We start from the raw sequence: 14,387 nt of genomic DNA, 5'->3' as shown, positions 1-14,387 counted from the left end.
CAACTTATCCATCTAAATCACCATGAGCGCCTTTCTTGAAGAACGCGTCCTGACGGTCCACCACTGGACGGACCGCCTTTTCTCCTTCACCACCACCCGCGACACCGCCCTGCGCTTTTCCAACGGGCATTTCACGATGATCGGCCTGCGCGGCGAGAACGGCAAACCCTTGCTGCGCGCCTACAGCATCGTGAGCCCCAACTACGAAGAGCACCTGGAGTTCCTCTCCATCAAGGTGCCCGACGGCCCGCTGACCTCGCGCCTGCAGCACATCAAGGTGGGCGACACCATCGTGGTGGGCAAGAAGCCCACCGGCACCCTGCTGATCGACTACCTGCTGCCCGCCAAGCGCCTGTACATGCTGTCCACCGGCACTGGGGTGGCTCCTTTCCTGAGCCTGATCCGCGACCCGGAGACCTACGAGAAGTTCGAGGAAGTCATCCTGGTGCACGGCGTGCGTGAAGTGAAGGAACTGGCTTACCACGACTACATCACGCAGGAACTGCCGCAGCACGAGTTCCTGGGCGAGATCGTCTCCAAGCAGCTCAAGTACTACCCCACGGTGACGCGCGAAGCGTTCAAGCACCAGGGCCGTGTGACCACGGTGATCGAAAACGGCCAGATGGCGCGCGACCTCGGCCTGCCCGCACTCAACCCGGAGGAAGACCGCGTGATGATCTGCGGCAGCCCCGAGATGCTGCGCGACCTCAAACACATGATGGAAGAACGTGGCTTCAAGGAAGGCAACACCACGAAGCCCGGCGACTTCGTGATCGAACGCGCGTTCGCAGAGCAGTGATCCCCGGCTGGCCCTCCCTTCTGGGGCCAGCTTTATCCACCAGGACCCGCCATGTCTGCCACTCCCACCAAGACCCGGACAGCGCCCACCCGCTCCACCTCTGCCCGCAAAACGGGCGTGCGCGAGCAGGCCGCACAGACCACGCGCGACAACATCCTGAAGGCGGCAACCAAGGTGTTCGCACGCTACGGCTACGAAGGCGGCAGCGTGGAGAAGATCTCCAAGGCAGCCAAGTCCTTCGACCGGATGATCTATTACTACTTCGGCAGCAAGGAAGGCCTGTTCATCGAGGTGCTGGAGGAAACCTACCGGCGCATGAACGACGCGGAGTCCAAGCTCACGCTGGACACCGCCAAGCCGGTCGAGGCGCTGCAGGCCGTGATCCGCTTCGTGGTGGGCTACTACCGCAAGAACCCCGAGTTCATCACGCTGCTCAACACCGAGAACCTGCACAAGGGCAAGCACATCTCCAAGTCCATGCGGGCCCGTGAATACTCGTCGCCCGCCATCGAGGTGATCCGCCGCGTGCTCGAAAGCGGCCAGGCGCAGGGCCTGTTCCGCAAGGACGTGTCGGCGCGCGACGTGTATCTGCTGATCGCCGCCACGGGCTACTTCTACATGTCCAACCGCCACACGCTGTCGGCCTTTCTGGGCGAAGACCTGGAGACGCCCGATGCACTGGCGCACTGGGAGTCCTTCGTCATCGACAGCGTGCTGCGCACGGTGGCGCCGGGCCCGAGCCTGCCCAAGGGCAAGGCAGCGGCCTGAAGGTTGTCTGCGCCGGCCGATAGGCGCCGCAGAGCCCACAAGACACAACGATTTTCTGAGCGAGGGCCGCAACGGGCCCGAGCCCCCACCCACGAGGAGAATCCATGGCAGAAGCAGCAGCCGGCGGCAAGTCGGGCAAAGTGGTCATCAAGAACATCGGTCTTTTGTTGTCGGGCGACCTCGACCGCCCCATCCTCGATGCCGACACCATCGTCGTCAACGACGGACTCATCGTGGCCGTGGGCCGCGAAAAGGATTGCGACACCGAACACGCGCAGACCGTGATCGATGCGCGCCAGACCTGCGTGGCGCCCGGCCTGATCGACAGCCACGTGCACCCGGTCTTTGGCGACTGGACGCCGCGGCAAAACCAGATCGGCTGGATCGACTCCACCATGAACGGCGGCGTGACCACGATGGTCTCGGCCGGTGAAGTGCACCTGCCCGGCCGCCCCAAGGACATCGTGGGCCTGAAGGCGCTGGCCATCACCGCGCAGCGCTCGTTCGACAACTTCCGCCCCGGTGGCGTGAAGGTGATTGCAGGCGCCCCGGTCATCGAGAAAGGCATGACCGAGCAGGACTTCAAGGACCTGGCCGACGCGGGGGTAACGCTGCTGGGCGAAGTGGGCCTGGGCTCCGTCAAGGCGGGCTACGAGGCCCAGCAGATGGTGGCCTGGGCGCGCAAGCACGGCATCCAGAGCACCATCCACACGGGCGGGCCGTCCATTCCGGGCTCGGGCCTGATCGACAAGGACGTGGTGCTGGAGGCCGATGCCGATGTGATCGGCCACATCAACGGCGGCCACACCTCGCTGCCCTGGAAGCACGTGTGCGAGCTGTGCGAGAAGTCGTCCCGCGCCATCGAGCTGGTGCACAACGGCAACGAGAAGATCGCCATCCAGGCCGCGCGGGCGGCCATCGAGCTCAAGTGCCCGCACCGCGTGATCCTGGGCACCGACGGTCCGGCCGGCTCGGGCGTGCAGCCGCTGGGCATGCTGCGCATGATTGCCTTGATATCCAGCTTTGCCGACATTCCCGCCGAGCTGGTGTTCTGCTTTGCCACGGGCAACACGGCGCGCATCCGCAATCTGAACTGCGGCTTGATCGAGCCGGGCCGTGCGGCGGACTTCGTTTTCATGGACCGCGCCCAGCACACGGCCGGCGCCACGCTGCTGGAGAGCGTGCAGCTGGGCGACATCCCGGGCATCGGCATGGTGATGATCGACGGTCTGGTGCGCTGTGGCCGCAGCCGCAACACGCCGCCGGCCACCGAGATCCCAGCGGTGCTGTAACCTGCCCTCCGCCCATAAAAAAGCCCGCTAACAGCGGGCTTTTTTGCAGGGAGAAGCAAGGGGGATCAATACGTGTCCGCCACACGCACCGCGCCGGGCTGTGCACGCGGGTAAGACTCCTCGGCGCGCAGGGCCGCACCATCGTCCACGCGGAAACCCTTGCCCTGCAGCACCACGGGTGTGCCCACGGCCGGGGGCTGGGCGCGGGTAAAGCGCCGCACCGAACCATCTTCCATGCGCACGGCGATCTGGTAGACCGTCTGCGTGCGCGTGCGTTCTTCCACCTTGTGGCCCACATAGCCGCCGCCCACGGCGCCCAGTACGGTGGCCGCCGTGCGGCCCGAGCCCTTGCCCACCTGGTTGCCCACCACGGCCCCCAGCACACCGCCCGCTACCGCCCCCACGCCCGTGGCTGGGGCCGCCTGTTGCACCGCCTGCACCGACTCCACGCGGCCACAGGTGGCACACACGGGAGCCTGTGCAGCGGTGCGCAGGGGTGGCTGCTGTTGCTGGTACTGCTGCGGGGCTTGCCCGGCATAGCCTTGCGAAGCTGCAGGCGGCTGATTTGCTGCACTATTCATAGCAATATTTCTATTACCGGAAAGCGCTGGAGCCGGTTTTTGTTGAAAATTCTCGACTCCGGTCATTCCGGACGCAGGCTGCGCCGCCACGGCCAGGGGTTGCGCGTCGGCGGTGGACTTGCCCGCGTTCTGCACCACCAGGGTCGTGCCCAGCGCCACCACGCTCACGCCCAGCACGCCGATGGCGGCCCACAGCCATTTGAGGGAGGGACCGGCCGCGCCGCCAAAGGCGCCAGCCTGCGCCACAGGAACGGCGGAAGTATTAGTGGGGGGCGAAACGATAAGGCTCATGATTTTTCTCCGGAAGGTCCAGAAAGCTCTGGATGAATGGTCGCCAGCGTAACCAGCAAGCCCGGAAATTCGGGCGTAGCGGCTGTAAAGGACGTAAGAACGTGTTTACGACCTCCGAACCGGTTGAAGACTCAACCTATTGCGGCACATGCAGACGCCCCCGCACTGCGGGCAATGCACCCAGTTCCTGAAAGGCCCGGGCGCAGCTGGCAGAAAACAGCAGCACCGCCGACGAGAAGTAGATCCACATCAGCAGCACCACCAGGGACCCCGCTGCGCCATAGGCCGACACCACGGCCGCCGTGGCCAGGTACCAGGCCAGCAGCTGCTTGCCCACCGTGAACAGCGTGGCGCCCACCACGGCCCCGGCCATGATGCAGCGCGGCGGCGGCTTGGCCCCGGCGCCAATGCGCATCAGGCCCACAAACAGCGCCACTGCAAATCCAAAGGCCACCACTTCATTGACCAGCTGCATGGCAGGTGCCAACGGCGCCAACGCCAGGCGCGAGCCCGCCCAGCCCGCCAGCAGGTGGATCAGCGTGGACAGCGCCAGCGACACCAGCAACAGAAACCCCAGCGCCAGCACATAGGCCAGCCCGCGCAAGCGCAGCGATGCCATGCGCCACCAGGCGGCCCGCTGCGGCAACGGGCCCTCGCCACGCCACAGGTGCTCCAGTGCCGACTGCAATTCGACAAACACTCCCGTGGCGCCGGAGACCAGCACCACAAACCCCACCAGCGACGCCAGCCGCCCCTCGGCCGGGGCTTGGGCACTGGCCATCGCCTGCCGCACCACGTCGGCCACCTGCTGGCCCATCACAGCCTGCACCTGCGCGACGAGGTTGCTTTCCAGATAGCTGCGGTCCATCCACCAGCCCAGAACCCCCACCAGCAACAGCAACAGGGGCGCCAGGCTGAGCATGCCGTAGAACGACATGGCGGCGCTCATGCGCAGCCCATCGGCATCCAGCCAGAGCGTGGTGGCACGCCAGAAAGGCTGGAACAGGGTCCACACGGATTTGACAAGGCGCAGTGCGCGGCGCTTCAGGGAGGGTGCGGCCATATGCGGCAAGCCTAGGGCGACAGCCTGCGCGCGTCCATCCGCGTTTCGCTGCAACTGCAGTAGGCCCCATCCCACATCCGCCCCGGCCCTGCCAAAGTGCCCATGCCTGTTGCCCAGGCGACCCTCTGCCCGGCACAGGCGCGGGTATTCTGGAGACAAATCCCACCTGCCCAGAGACACCGCCCCATGCACCCCCACGCCCTTGCCAGCCTGCGCGCCGCACTCCAGACCCACGTCGACGAGGGCCTGCTGCCCGGCGCAGTGGCTCTGGTGCACCACCAGGGGCGCACGGTGCTGCACGAAGCCATTGGGGCTCAGCGGCCCGGGGCGGGCGCACCCGCCATGGCGCCCGACACCGTGTTCCGCATCTACTCCATGACCAAACCGATTGCCTCGCTGGCGGCGCTGATGCTCATGGAAGAAGGCCGACTGCTGCTGTCGCACCCCGTCTCGCACTACCTGCCCGCGTTTGCGGGCCAGCGGGTGTACGACGCAGCCACCGGCACCACCACGCCTGCAGCGCGCGAGGCCACGGTGCACGACCTGCTGCGCCACACCGCCGGGCTGAGCTACGCGTGGGAGGCGGGCACGGTGCCCGACCAATACCGGGCGGCACGCGTCGGCTCGCGGCGCCACAACAATGCCGAGCTGGTGGCCGCGCTGGGCCCCCTGCCACTGGTGCACCAGCCCGGCAGCCGCTGGGAATACAGCCGCGCCACCGATGTACTGGGCGGGGTGCTGGAGGTGGTCGAGGGCGCCAGCCTGGGCACCCTCCTGAAACGCCGCGTGCTGGAGCCCCTGGGCATGCACGACACCGGCTTTGTGGTGCCGCCCCACCGCCTGGCCGACCTGGCCGAGCCGTTTGCCCGCGACCCGCAGACCGGGGCCGAGGTGGCGCTGATCGACGTCTCTGCACCGCCCGCGTTTGAATCTGCTGGCGGCGGGCTGGTGTCCACCGCCAGCGACTACGCGCGCTTCTTGCAGCTGATGCTGGGCCGGGGCACCCTGCAAGGCCCGGACGGTCGCGCCATCCGCCTGGCCAGCCGCGCCACCGTGGATTTCATGACCGCCGACCACCTGGGCAGCATCCCCACCGCGGGCGACATCCTGCCCGCAGGCTACGGCTTTGGCCTGGGCGTGGCCGTGCGCAAGGCCACCGGCCTGGCCACCAGCCCCGGTTCGGCAGGCACCTACAGCTGGAGCGGAATGGGCGGCACCTTCTTTTTGGTAGACCCCGCCGAAGACCTCTTCGCCATCCTGCTCACCCAGGCGCCCGGCCAACTGCGCACCCTCTGCGAGCTGTATCCGGCGCTGGTCTACGCCGCACTGTGAAGGCCTGAACGCTCCCCGCTGCTGCCAGGCCGCCAAGGGCCAGCGCGCACCACCCCCTTACACTCGGCGTCCAGCGGCAGCTGCAGACAAACGGACAAACAGGCGGGCCCGCACGTACACAGGACAACATCTATGCAGATTCGCTGCGCTCTGGTCGGAATGCCCGGCTCGGGAAAATCCACCATCGGCCGGCAGCTGGCCCACCGGGCAGGTGTGCCTTTCATCGACCTGGACCACCGGCTGGAACAGACCATTGGCACCACCATCCGCAGCTTCTTCGAGGCCGAAGGCGAAGCCCGCTTTCGTGACCTGGAGGCGCAGGCCCTGGTCGACGTGGCTGGGCAGCCCGGCGGCATGGTCCTGTCCACGGGCGGCGGCGCCGTGCTGCGCCCCGAAAACCGCGAAACCCTGCGCCAGTTTGGCAATGTGCTGTACCTGCGCGCATCGCCCGAAGAGATCTACCGGCGCGTCAAACACGACAAGACCCGCCCCCTGCTGCAGGGCGGCAACCCCATGGACAAGCTGCGCGACCTGTACACCCAGCGCGACGCCCTGTACCGCGAAGCTGCCCACTACGTCATCGAAACCGGGCGGCCCACGGTGCACACGCTGGTCAACATGATCATGATGCAGCTGGAGATGGCGGCGGGGGCAGAGGGGGCGCCTGCAGACCGCTAATCCCCAGCGCCACTGAAGCAACTCCCATGACCGCGATTTGCAGAATTCAGTCGGACGGCGCGTCGCTGGCAGCCCTGATGGCGGGCGAGGGAACATCCGTGGTTTTTCTCCACACTGCAGTGTGCGACAAGCGCATGTGGCAGCACCAGATGAAGGCCCGTGGCAGCCAGCGGCCAGCAATTGGTGGTGTACGACCGCCGGGGCATGTGATCTTCTGGGCGCCACAAGCGCACTCCTGAGCCGACACAACCATCTACGCTTCCATCGCAGACAGAAAAAAGGGGCGCAGACATCCGTCCACGCCCCCCGTCTTTGCGCTAGCAGGCCGTCAAGCCCGGCCCAGCGCGCCACTTCACATCATCACGGCACCAAAGCAGCCATCTCCCCCGCTGGCACCACTCCGTAGTGGTCCAGCTGCATCGAATACTGCGCACGGCCCGAAGACAATGCGCGCAGGCTACCGATGTAGCCGAACATCTCTTTCAGCGGTACCTCGGCCTCGACCGTGGCGGCATTGCCGCGCTGGCCCTGGCCGCGCACCACGCCACGGCGACGGTTCAAATCGCCGATGCTGTCGCCCAGGTACTCGGCCGGGGTGATGACCTCGACGGCCATCACGGGCTCCAGCACCTGGGGCACTGCCTTCGCAAAGCCTTCGCGGAAGGCGGCCATGGCCGCCAGCTCGAAGGCCAGCGTGGACGAGTCGCGCTCGTGATAACTGCCATCCACCAGCGTGGCGGCAAAGTCCACGGCGGGGAAGCCGGCCACCACGCCTGCCAGGGCGGCGCGGCGGATGCCGGCCTCCACCGCGGGGATGAACTCGCGCGGCACGGCGCCGCCGACGATGCGGTTGTCAAAGCGGATGCCTTCGCCCCTGGGCAGGGGTTCGAGCAGCAGCCTCACCTCGGCGAACTGGCCGGGGCCGCCCGATTGCTTCTTGTGCACATGGTGTACCTCCACACTTTGCGAAATGGTTTCGCGGTAGGCCACCTGGGGGCGGCCGACCGACACGTTGACGCCGTGGCGTGCGCGCAGCTTCTCGATCGATACCTCCAGCTGCAGCTCGCCCATGCCGGACAGAATGGTCTGGCCGGATTCGGCGTCGTGCTGCAGCCTGAGGCTCGGGTCCTCGCGCAGCAGGGACTGCAGGGCCTTGGACAGGCCTTGCTGGTCCGCGCTCGCCTTGGGCTCGATGGCCACATGGATCACCGGCTCGGGCACGCTGATCTGCTCCAGCACCACGGGGTGGGCCGGGTCGCTCAGCGTGTGCCCCGTGAGGGTGTCCTTGAGGCCCACGACGGCGGCGATGTCGCCCGCCACCAGCTCGTCGCGCTCGATGTGCTTGTCGGCATGCACTTCGTACAGGCGCGACACGCGCTCGGTCTTGCCCGTGCTGGTGTTGAGCACCACGTCGCCCTTGCCCAGACGGCCGCTGTACACGCGCACGAACACCTTGGCGCCATGGTCGTCGGTGACGACCTTGAACGCCAGGGCCGCGAACGGGTCGGTGGCAGAAGCTGGCTTCTCACTGCCTTCGCGCACGATGTCGTCCGGCGAGGGCAGGTAGTCCACCACAGCGTCGAGCAGAGGCTCCACGCCACGGTTCTTGAAGGCCGAGCCGGCGAGCGCGGGCACGAAGGCGCCTGCCAGCACACCCTTGCGGATGGCGGCACGCAACACGTCCACAGCGATCTCCTCACCGTTCACGTAGGCCTGCAGCGCGGCTTCGTCCTGCTCCACGGAGGCCTCGACCAGCCGGGCGCGGCTGCGCAACGCTTGCTCAAGCAGCTCGGCGGGCACGTCGGCTTCGCGGTAGGGGGCACTCGCGTCGTCCTTGTCCCAGATGCGGGCGCGCAGGCCCAACAGGTCCACCACGCCGCGGAAGTCGCCTTCCGTGCCGATGGGGATCTGCAGCGGCACCACGCGCACGCCCAGGCGCTCTTCCATCATGGCCACCACGCGGTGGAAGTCGGCACCCACGCGGTCGAGCTTGTTGATGAAGGCGATGCGCGGCACGCGGTATTTGTCGGCCAGGCGCCAGTTGGTCTCGGTCTGCGGCTCCACGCCGGCCACGCCGTCGAAAACCACGACCGCGCCATCGAGCACGCGCAGCGAGCGGTTCACCTCGATGTTGAAGTCGATGTGGCCGGGTGTGTCGATCAGGTTGAGCTGCGTGCCCTTCCAGTGCACGGTGACGGCCGCGCTGTTGATGGTGATGCCGCGCTTTTGCTCCTGCGGGTCGAAGTCCATGTGCGCCGTGCCGTCGTGCACTTCGCCGATGCGGTGGCTTTCGCCCGTGTAGAACAGGATGCGTTCGGTGGTCGTGGTCTTGCCCGCGTCGACGTGGGCGATGACACCGAGGTTGCGCAGATGGGCGTTGCTGGTATGGCGTGAATTCTTGGTCATGGCGAATCTTTCAATCTTTCTTGCGGCTGCACTCGGCTCTGCGAGCAGCTGCCGCCTGGTTGGCTTTGCGCCAGCCCAGGCCTGAAGGATTCGCCTGGTCGCTAGCGTCTGGGATGTGTGCTGTCGCCGGAGCCCGGGCGCACGGGGCTCATGCTCCGGCGGTCGGGAATCGTGGCGATCAACTTGTCGTAGGTACGCATGGGTTGGTGTGAAGTGAGTAAGTCGGAAAACAAAAAACCCCGGGGGGGACAAAGCCTGCCGGGGTCTTTTGGGTCCGGAAGGCGCAAGGCCCTCCGACACGCGATCAGGGGGCGCAACTAGGTGGCGAACGATGCCTTGATCACGTTGGTGAGGATTTTCATAAAGGCGAATTATCCTCCTCGCGCAGCAAGCTTGCAAGCGACCCACCTGTGCTTGCCACTCTCAGGCTTGCAGCAGCCGCGCCACCCGCGAGCAACTACCGCCTGCCGCTGCCGGAGCAGACAGTGGTCGCCGCTGCACGCATGCCGGTTCAAGGAAAGAACCGCTTCAGCGCATCTTCAAATGCGGGCACATCCGCACCCACGTGCGAGGTGCTGTACTCGGCCTTGAGCATCACCAGGCCCGGCAGGTTCTGCGAGGCCATCTGGTTGAAAAGAGGGATGCTTATCAGCGGGTGGTTGCCACCGCTTGCCCCCGCGAGCAACAAGGTCGTGGGCAAGGGCTTGCCGTCGATCTGTTTTTCAAACGCCAACACCCCCGCAGGGCTGGTGTGCTCCCCCACGCTGCACTCGGTCGAGAGGTAGTGTGAAAAGCTGGGCGGCACACCCGCACGGGCCTCCAGTATCAGCGCCGCCACCACAAAGTAGCCGCCATGGGACAAGCCCGACAACACCCGGCGTTTGGGGTCGGCACTGTACTGCCGCTCGATGGCTGGCGCCAGTTCTTTCACAAGGAAGTCGAGGTACTTGGCTGCGCCCGGCATAAGGAAGTCGGTGCCCCGCCAGGCAGTGCCGCCAATGCCGACCAGAATGGCCTGGGTCCCCCGCCGCTGCAGCACCTCCTTGAAGGTGTCGAAGCGGGAGCGATTGGGGCCGCCGTACTGGGCATCACCCTCGGTTGCATAGATGACGGGCAGGGTCGCTGTTCCCGTGGCGTATGACTCGGGCAAGAAAACCTGAACAGGGTAGGTGCTGCCATTGGAGGCCGACTTGATGGTGGAGTTGATCACCTGGCCCACCGGCGCGGGTGCTTCTCCATCGCCAGAGCCTCCGCCCCCGCATGCTGCCAAAGCGGCAGCTACCGCCGCAGTGAGCGCAGCGCGGCGCGTTTGCTGGAATCCTGTGTTCATGGGTGTCCTCCTGTCGCGCCATTGTGGCAGCGCGACATTGCGTTGGCGCTGCTGGCCAGAGCACGCGCCCCCTTGTACCGCCCAAGCCGTCAAAATCACCCTTCGTCCTGCACCGCGCGGATGCAGGTGTCCATCTCAGTTTTGGAGACCCTCACCATGCCCAGCAAAAACACCATCTGCCTCTGGTTCAACGGCAACGCCCTGGATGCCGCCACGTTCTACGCTGCCACCTTCCCTGACAGCGCCGTAGGCCGTGTGATGCACGCGCCGGGGGACTACCCTGCGGGCCAGCAGGGCGACGTATTGACGGTGGAGTTCACCGTGCTGGGCATTCCGTGCCTGGGGCTCAACGGGGGCCCGGCGTTTGTGCACAGCGAGGCGTTTTCGTTTCAGGTGGCGACGGATGACCAGGCCGAGACGGACCGGCTGTGGAACGCCATCGTTGACAACGGTGGCCAGGAAAGCGCTTGCGGCTGGTGCAAGGACCAGTGGGGGCTGTCGTGGCAGATCACGCCACGGGTGTTGACACAGGCCGTCACCGACCCCGACAGAGCGGCTGCCAAGCGTGCGTTCGACGCGATGATGGAGATGCGCAAGATCGACATTGCAGCCATTGAGGCGGCTTGGCGCGGGTGATTGCCATCTGGCTGGTTTCGGCCGCTTTTTTGAGGTGATGTTGAGTCCAAAAATAGCCTCTAGCGCTTGTCCATCAAACGCCATAAGCTATTCATTCAATAGCACCACATCTCCACCCTGCCCCACCACCGGCGCGTGCTGCGCCATCAGCCCCACCACCCAGTCGATAAACACCCGCACCTTGGCGCTCACGTGGCGGTTGGGCGGGTAGGCCACGTACAGCGGCATGGGGTCCATCGCCCAGTCTTCAAACAGGGGCACCAGCTCGCCGCGGGCCAGGTGGGGCTGGGCCATGTAGCTGGGCAGCCAGAGCAACCCCATGCCCGCCAGGCCTGCGGCCAGGTAGGCGTTGCCATCATCCAGCGCGCACACGTAGCGGCCTTGCACCTGCACACTTTCCGCGCCCCGGCGCATGGCGTAGGGCACAGGGCGGCCGGTGCGGGCCCACAGGAATCCAACGGTGCGGTGGTGCGTGTCGGCGTCATCCAGCACCTGCGGGTGCGTGGGGGTGCCTGCCCGATGCAGGTAGCTGGGGGCGGCGAACACGCGCAGGGGGAGGTCGCCCACGTGGCGCGCGACAAGGGACGGGTCGGTGATGGTGCCGCCGCGCACCACGCAGTCCACGTTGTCGGCCACCATGTCCACGCGACGGTCGCTCACACCCATGTCAAGCTGGATGTCGGGGTATTGCGCGTGGAACGCAGGCAGCGCGGGGACGAGGATGAGGCGGGCCAGCGGGCTGGGCACGTCCACCCGCAGGCGGCCCCGGGGCGCGGCGGATGCGGTGGAGAGGCTGGTCTCTGCGTCGTCCAGATCGGCCAGCAGGCGCACCACGCGCTCGTAGTAGGCAGCGCCGTCGGCCGTGACCTGCACGCGGCGTGTGGTGCGGTGGAGCAGCTTCACGCGCAGGCGGGCCTCGAGCTGCTGCACCAGCTGCGTGGCGGTGGTGCGGCTCATGTGCAGGGTGTGGGCGGCTTTGGTGAAGCTGCCGGACTCCACCACGCGGGCAAAGGCCTGCATTGCGTCAAAACGGTCCATGGCGGGCCCATCGTTCAAAGATTGTTTGGATTCTAAGAACAGTGGTGGGCAGAGTTGCCTGTTTATCGGCCGGGCGCGTTTTCCTACAGTGCCTTCATCGTTAACCACGGGCCAATTTGCTGGCCCCACTGAAGGAGTTCTCTCATGCCACCACGCGATGTTGTCTTCCCCGCTGGTCGCCAAGCGCTGTACGAACGCAACCGCTATTCGCCAGCGGTGCGGTCCCACGGTTTTCTGTTCGTGTCGGGCCAGGTAGGCAGCCGCGAAGATGGCTCGCCCGAGCCCGACCTGAAGGCGCAGGTGCGGCTGGCGTTCACCAACCTGAACGCAGTGCTGCAGGCGGCGGGCTGCACGTTTGACGATGTGGTGGACGTGACGATGTTTGTGGTCAACCCCGAAGCGAACTTCGAGACCGTCTGGGGCGTCGTGCCCGAGTTCTGGGGCGAGGCGCCCTACCCCACGCTGACGGGCATCGGGGTGACCTGGCTGTATGGGTTTCAGTTTGAGATCAAGGTGATCGCGAAGCTGCCGGACAGCCGGGGCTGATTGGATTGCCTGGAGAAATCTGGATGAAATTCATGGTCCCTGCAGCAGCGAGCAGCCCCCACTACCGCGCCTGCAACCGCCCCTCAAACACACAGGCAGCGCCCCGATAGGCACCGCAACCCGTCTCGGACACCCAGGCCCGGCGCCCGTCGACATCCACCCGCACTCGGACCTCGCAAGCGGCAGCGTCGAGTTCGGGCCGGTAGGGCTTGAGCACCAAAGTGCCTCGTTGCCACTGCCCCAGGCTGTCCAGACCACCGCTGCACTGCGGCGATCCAACCGTGAGCGCTGCCGCCACCGCGCCGCGTTCAGCATCCAACACGATGAGTCGCAACTGCAACTGCCCCACCAGGGCCGGGCCTTCCCACTGCGCCGCCAGGCGGCTGGCTGGCAAGGTCGAACTGGCGGCAAGAGCAGGCGCCTGGGCCTGGGCCTGGGCCCAGCAGACGGGCTGGGCCAGTGCCAGCGCGGCCCACAGCGCCTTTCGTGCTCCGGAATACGCCACGCTGCGCGCCACGGCACCAAAACGTACAAGGGGACGAAGTCGAGCGGGCAAGGAACAAGTCATGGCAGAAGTCGGGCGTTTCAACGGAAGTTGGCGGGCACTATGCGCTGCTCAATGTACTGCCACAGTAAGCCGTGTAAGCCTTGGCTGCACTGCCGTCGTGGGCGTCGATCATCGCCTGGCGCTTGTCGGCATCAGCCACGTGGTTTTTCAGCAGGCCTTCAGCGCGCGCATCGGTCAGCGTGCCTTTGAGGATTTGCGCGGCACCATTCGCCCCCTCGTGGTGGACCAGATAGATGTACTGCGCTTTCTTGTCTGCGGGCAGATCGGCAGGCACCAGAGGGGTGCCATCGTCGTTGGTGCGGGCGCTCAGCTGGGTGAAGTAACCCTTGTCCAGCTCAGCCGCAGCCACGATGGAGGTGGTGGCGTCAAAGCGCAAGTCCAGCAGCGCAGCCCGGTCCACCACCTGGTTGGCATCGTTCACCTGCTCCAGGGACTTGGCCTGTTCATTGACGTAGCTGCGTTCCGGCCAGTGCGCATATCCCAGTGATCTACACTGGCCCAGGCCCTGCTCAGGCTGGCGCCTGTGTTCCGGCCAGTGCGCATATCCCAGTGATCTAGACTTGGCATCCGCATCACGCACCTCCTTGCTTGGTTCCGGCCAGTGCGCATATCCCAGTGATCTAGACTCATCACAGCTCCTTTGCCTCAGATGCGGGAGTTCCGGCCAGTGCGCATATCCCAGTGATCTAGACTCTGCATGCGCGAGGGCCACGTGTCACCCTTGTTCCGGCCAGTGCGCATATCCCAGTGATCTAGACTGGCGGCCCCCGACTTACTGACGCCGCTGAAGTTCCGGCCAGTGCGCATATCCCAGTGATCTAGACTGCTTGCTGTAGAGCCGAAAAAACGTTTTGAGTTCCGGCCAGTGCGCATATCCCAGTGATCTAGACTCAACGCAATCAAGGCTTCGCGCTCTACCTGGTTCCGGCCAGTGCGCATATCCCAGTGATCTAGACTTCCAGCGCCGCCCCGGCTGGTGCTTGCCCAGTTCCGGCCAGTGCGCATATCCCAGTGATCTAGACTCACAACGGAGAACGACATGAAAAGAATGATGTTCCG

The 14,387-nt window shown here is 65.8% G+C and carries 15 protein-coding genes and 1 CRISPR repeat array (1 of these 16 running past the window's edge); of the genes, 8 read left to right on the top strand and 7 right to left on the bottom strand.

Annotated elements, in window-relative coordinates; all coding sequences use genetic code 11:
- The first annotated feature begins 22 nt into the window (after window positions 1-22).
- From ASE52_RS18295 to ASE52_RS18285, 3 genes are all read left to right on the top strand, one after another.
- Window positions 23-799, top strand: a complete 777-nt coding sequence (locus tag ASE52_RS18295; RefSeq protein WP_010466844.1) for a ferredoxin--NADP reductase — start codon at window positions 23-25, stop codon at window positions 797-799.
- Window positions 800-850: 51 nt separating this feature from the next.
- A complete protein-coding gene (locus ASE52_RS18290) occupies window positions 851-1,567 on the top strand; it encodes a TetR/AcrR family transcriptional regulator (protein ID WP_057228123.1) in 717 nt (238 codons plus the stop codon).
- A 104-nt stretch (window positions 1,568-1,671) separates the two neighbouring features.
- Window positions 1,672-2,859, top strand: coding sequence for an amidohydrolase family protein (locus tag ASE52_RS18285; RefSeq protein ID WP_057228121.1), 1,188 nt, complete (start codon window positions 1,672-1,674; stop codon window positions 2,857-2,859).
- A 65-nt stretch (window positions 2,860-2,924) separates the two neighbouring features.
- Here ASE52_RS18285 and ASE52_RS18280 read toward each other — a convergent pair whose 3' ends face one another.
- Together ASE52_RS18280 and ASE52_RS18275 are read right to left on the bottom strand one after the other, a co-directional pair.
- Window positions 2,925-3,731 carry a glycine zipper 2TM domain-containing protein gene (locus ASE52_RS18280; RefSeq protein WP_241777046.1) on the bottom strand — a complete coding sequence of 269 codons (807 nt, stop codon included), beginning with the start codon at window positions 3,729-3,731 and terminating at the stop codon, window positions 2,925-2,927.
- Window positions 3,732-3,867: 136 nt separating this feature from the next.
- Window positions 3,868-4,794 carry a YihY/virulence factor BrkB family protein gene (locus tag ASE52_RS18275; protein WP_010466836.1) on the bottom strand — a complete coding sequence of 309 codons (927 nt, stop codon included), beginning with the start codon at window positions 4,792-4,794 and terminating at the stop codon, window positions 3,868-3,870.
- 186 nt (window positions 4,795-4,980) lie between these two features.
- Here ASE52_RS18275 and ASE52_RS18270 point away from each other — a divergent pair, with 186 nt between their 5' ends.
- The 3 genes from ASE52_RS18270 (at window position 4,981) to ASE52_RS25765 (ending at window position 7,043) form a co-directional block, all read left to right on the top strand.
- A complete protein-coding gene (locus tag ASE52_RS18270; protein ID WP_057228117.1) occupies window positions 4,981-6,126 on the top strand; it encodes a serine hydrolase domain-containing protein in 1,146 nt (381 codons plus the stop codon).
- A 132-nt stretch (window positions 6,127-6,258) separates the two neighbouring features.
- Window positions 6,259-6,804: a shikimate kinase gene (locus ASE52_RS18265; RefSeq protein ID WP_057228115.1), complete on the top strand. Its 546-nt coding sequence runs from the start codon at window positions 6,259-6,261 to the stop codon at window positions 6,802-6,804.
- Between the two features lie 26 nt (window positions 6,805-6,830).
- The gene (locus ASE52_RS25765) at window positions 6,831-7,043 is read left to right on the top strand and encodes a hypothetical protein (protein ID WP_140426267.1); all 213 of its coding nucleotides are present in this window, start codon (window positions 6,831-6,833) and stop codon (window positions 7,041-7,043) included.
- A 121-nt stretch (window positions 7,044-7,164) separates the two neighbouring features.
- On the opposite strand, the gene fusA is transcribed toward ASE52_RS25765, so the two are convergent.
- Window positions 7,165-9,210: an elongation factor G gene (gene fusA / locus ASE52_RS18260; protein WP_057228113.1), complete on the bottom strand. Its 2,046-nt coding sequence runs from the start codon at window positions 9,208-9,210 to the stop codon at window positions 7,165-7,167.
- 511 nt (window positions 9,211-9,721) lie between these two features.
- Window positions 9,722-10,540 (bottom strand): alpha/beta hydrolase-fold protein, encoded by an 819-nt coding sequence (locus ASE52_RS18255; RefSeq protein WP_057228111.1) that lies wholly within the window; start codon window positions 10,538-10,540, stop codon window positions 9,722-9,724.
- Window positions 10,541-10,696: 156 nt separating this feature from the next.
- Between ASE52_RS18255 and ASE52_RS18250 the strand changes: the two genes are divergently transcribed.
- The gene (locus tag ASE52_RS18250; RefSeq protein WP_057228565.1) at window positions 10,697-11,176 is read left to right on the top strand and encodes a VOC family protein; all 480 of its coding nucleotides are present in this window, start codon (window positions 10,697-10,699) and stop codon (window positions 11,174-11,176) included.
- Between the two features lie 87 nt (window positions 11,177-11,263).
- On the opposite strand, the gene ASE52_RS18245 is transcribed toward ASE52_RS18250, so the two are convergent.
- A complete protein-coding gene (locus ASE52_RS18245; protein ID WP_057228109.1) occupies window positions 11,264-12,214 on the bottom strand; it encodes a LysR family transcriptional regulator in 951 nt (316 codons plus the stop codon).
- Between the two features lie 144 nt (window positions 12,215-12,358).
- Here ASE52_RS18245 and ASE52_RS18240 point away from each other — a divergent pair, with 144 nt between their 5' ends.
- Window positions 12,359-12,760 (top strand): RidA family protein, encoded by a 402-nt coding sequence (locus ASE52_RS18240; RefSeq protein WP_057228107.1) that lies wholly within the window; start codon window positions 12,359-12,361, stop codon window positions 12,758-12,760.
- A gap of 61 nt (window positions 12,761-12,821) precedes the next feature.
- Here ASE52_RS18240 and ASE52_RS18235 read toward each other — a convergent pair whose 3' ends face one another.
- Window positions 12,822-13,328 carry a hypothetical protein gene (locus tag ASE52_RS18235; RefSeq protein ID WP_140426266.1) on the bottom strand — a complete coding sequence of 169 codons (507 nt, stop codon included), beginning with the start codon at window positions 13,326-13,328 and terminating at the stop codon, window positions 12,822-12,824.
- A gap of 37 nt (window positions 13,329-13,365) precedes the next feature.
- On the bottom strand, window positions 13,366-13,749 hold the full coding sequence (locus tag ASE52_RS25760) for a hypothetical protein (RefSeq protein ID WP_140426265.1): 384 nt from the start codon (window positions 13,747-13,749) through the stop codon (window positions 13,366-13,368).
- 38 nt (window positions 13,750-13,787) lie between these two features.
- A CRISPR array of direct repeats spans window positions 13,788-14,387; the repeat unit is 36 nt; unit sequence GTTCCGGCCAGTGCGCATATCCCAGTGATCTAGACT (it continues 96 nt past the right edge of the window).

The sequence above is a fragment of the Acidovorax sp. Root275 genome, assembly GCF_001428965.1.
Lineage (GTDB): Bacteria > Pseudomonadota > Gammaproteobacteria > Burkholderiales > Burkholderiaceae_C > Acidovorax > Acidovorax radicis.
This window is presented reverse-complemented; position numbering and strand designations above follow the sequence as displayed.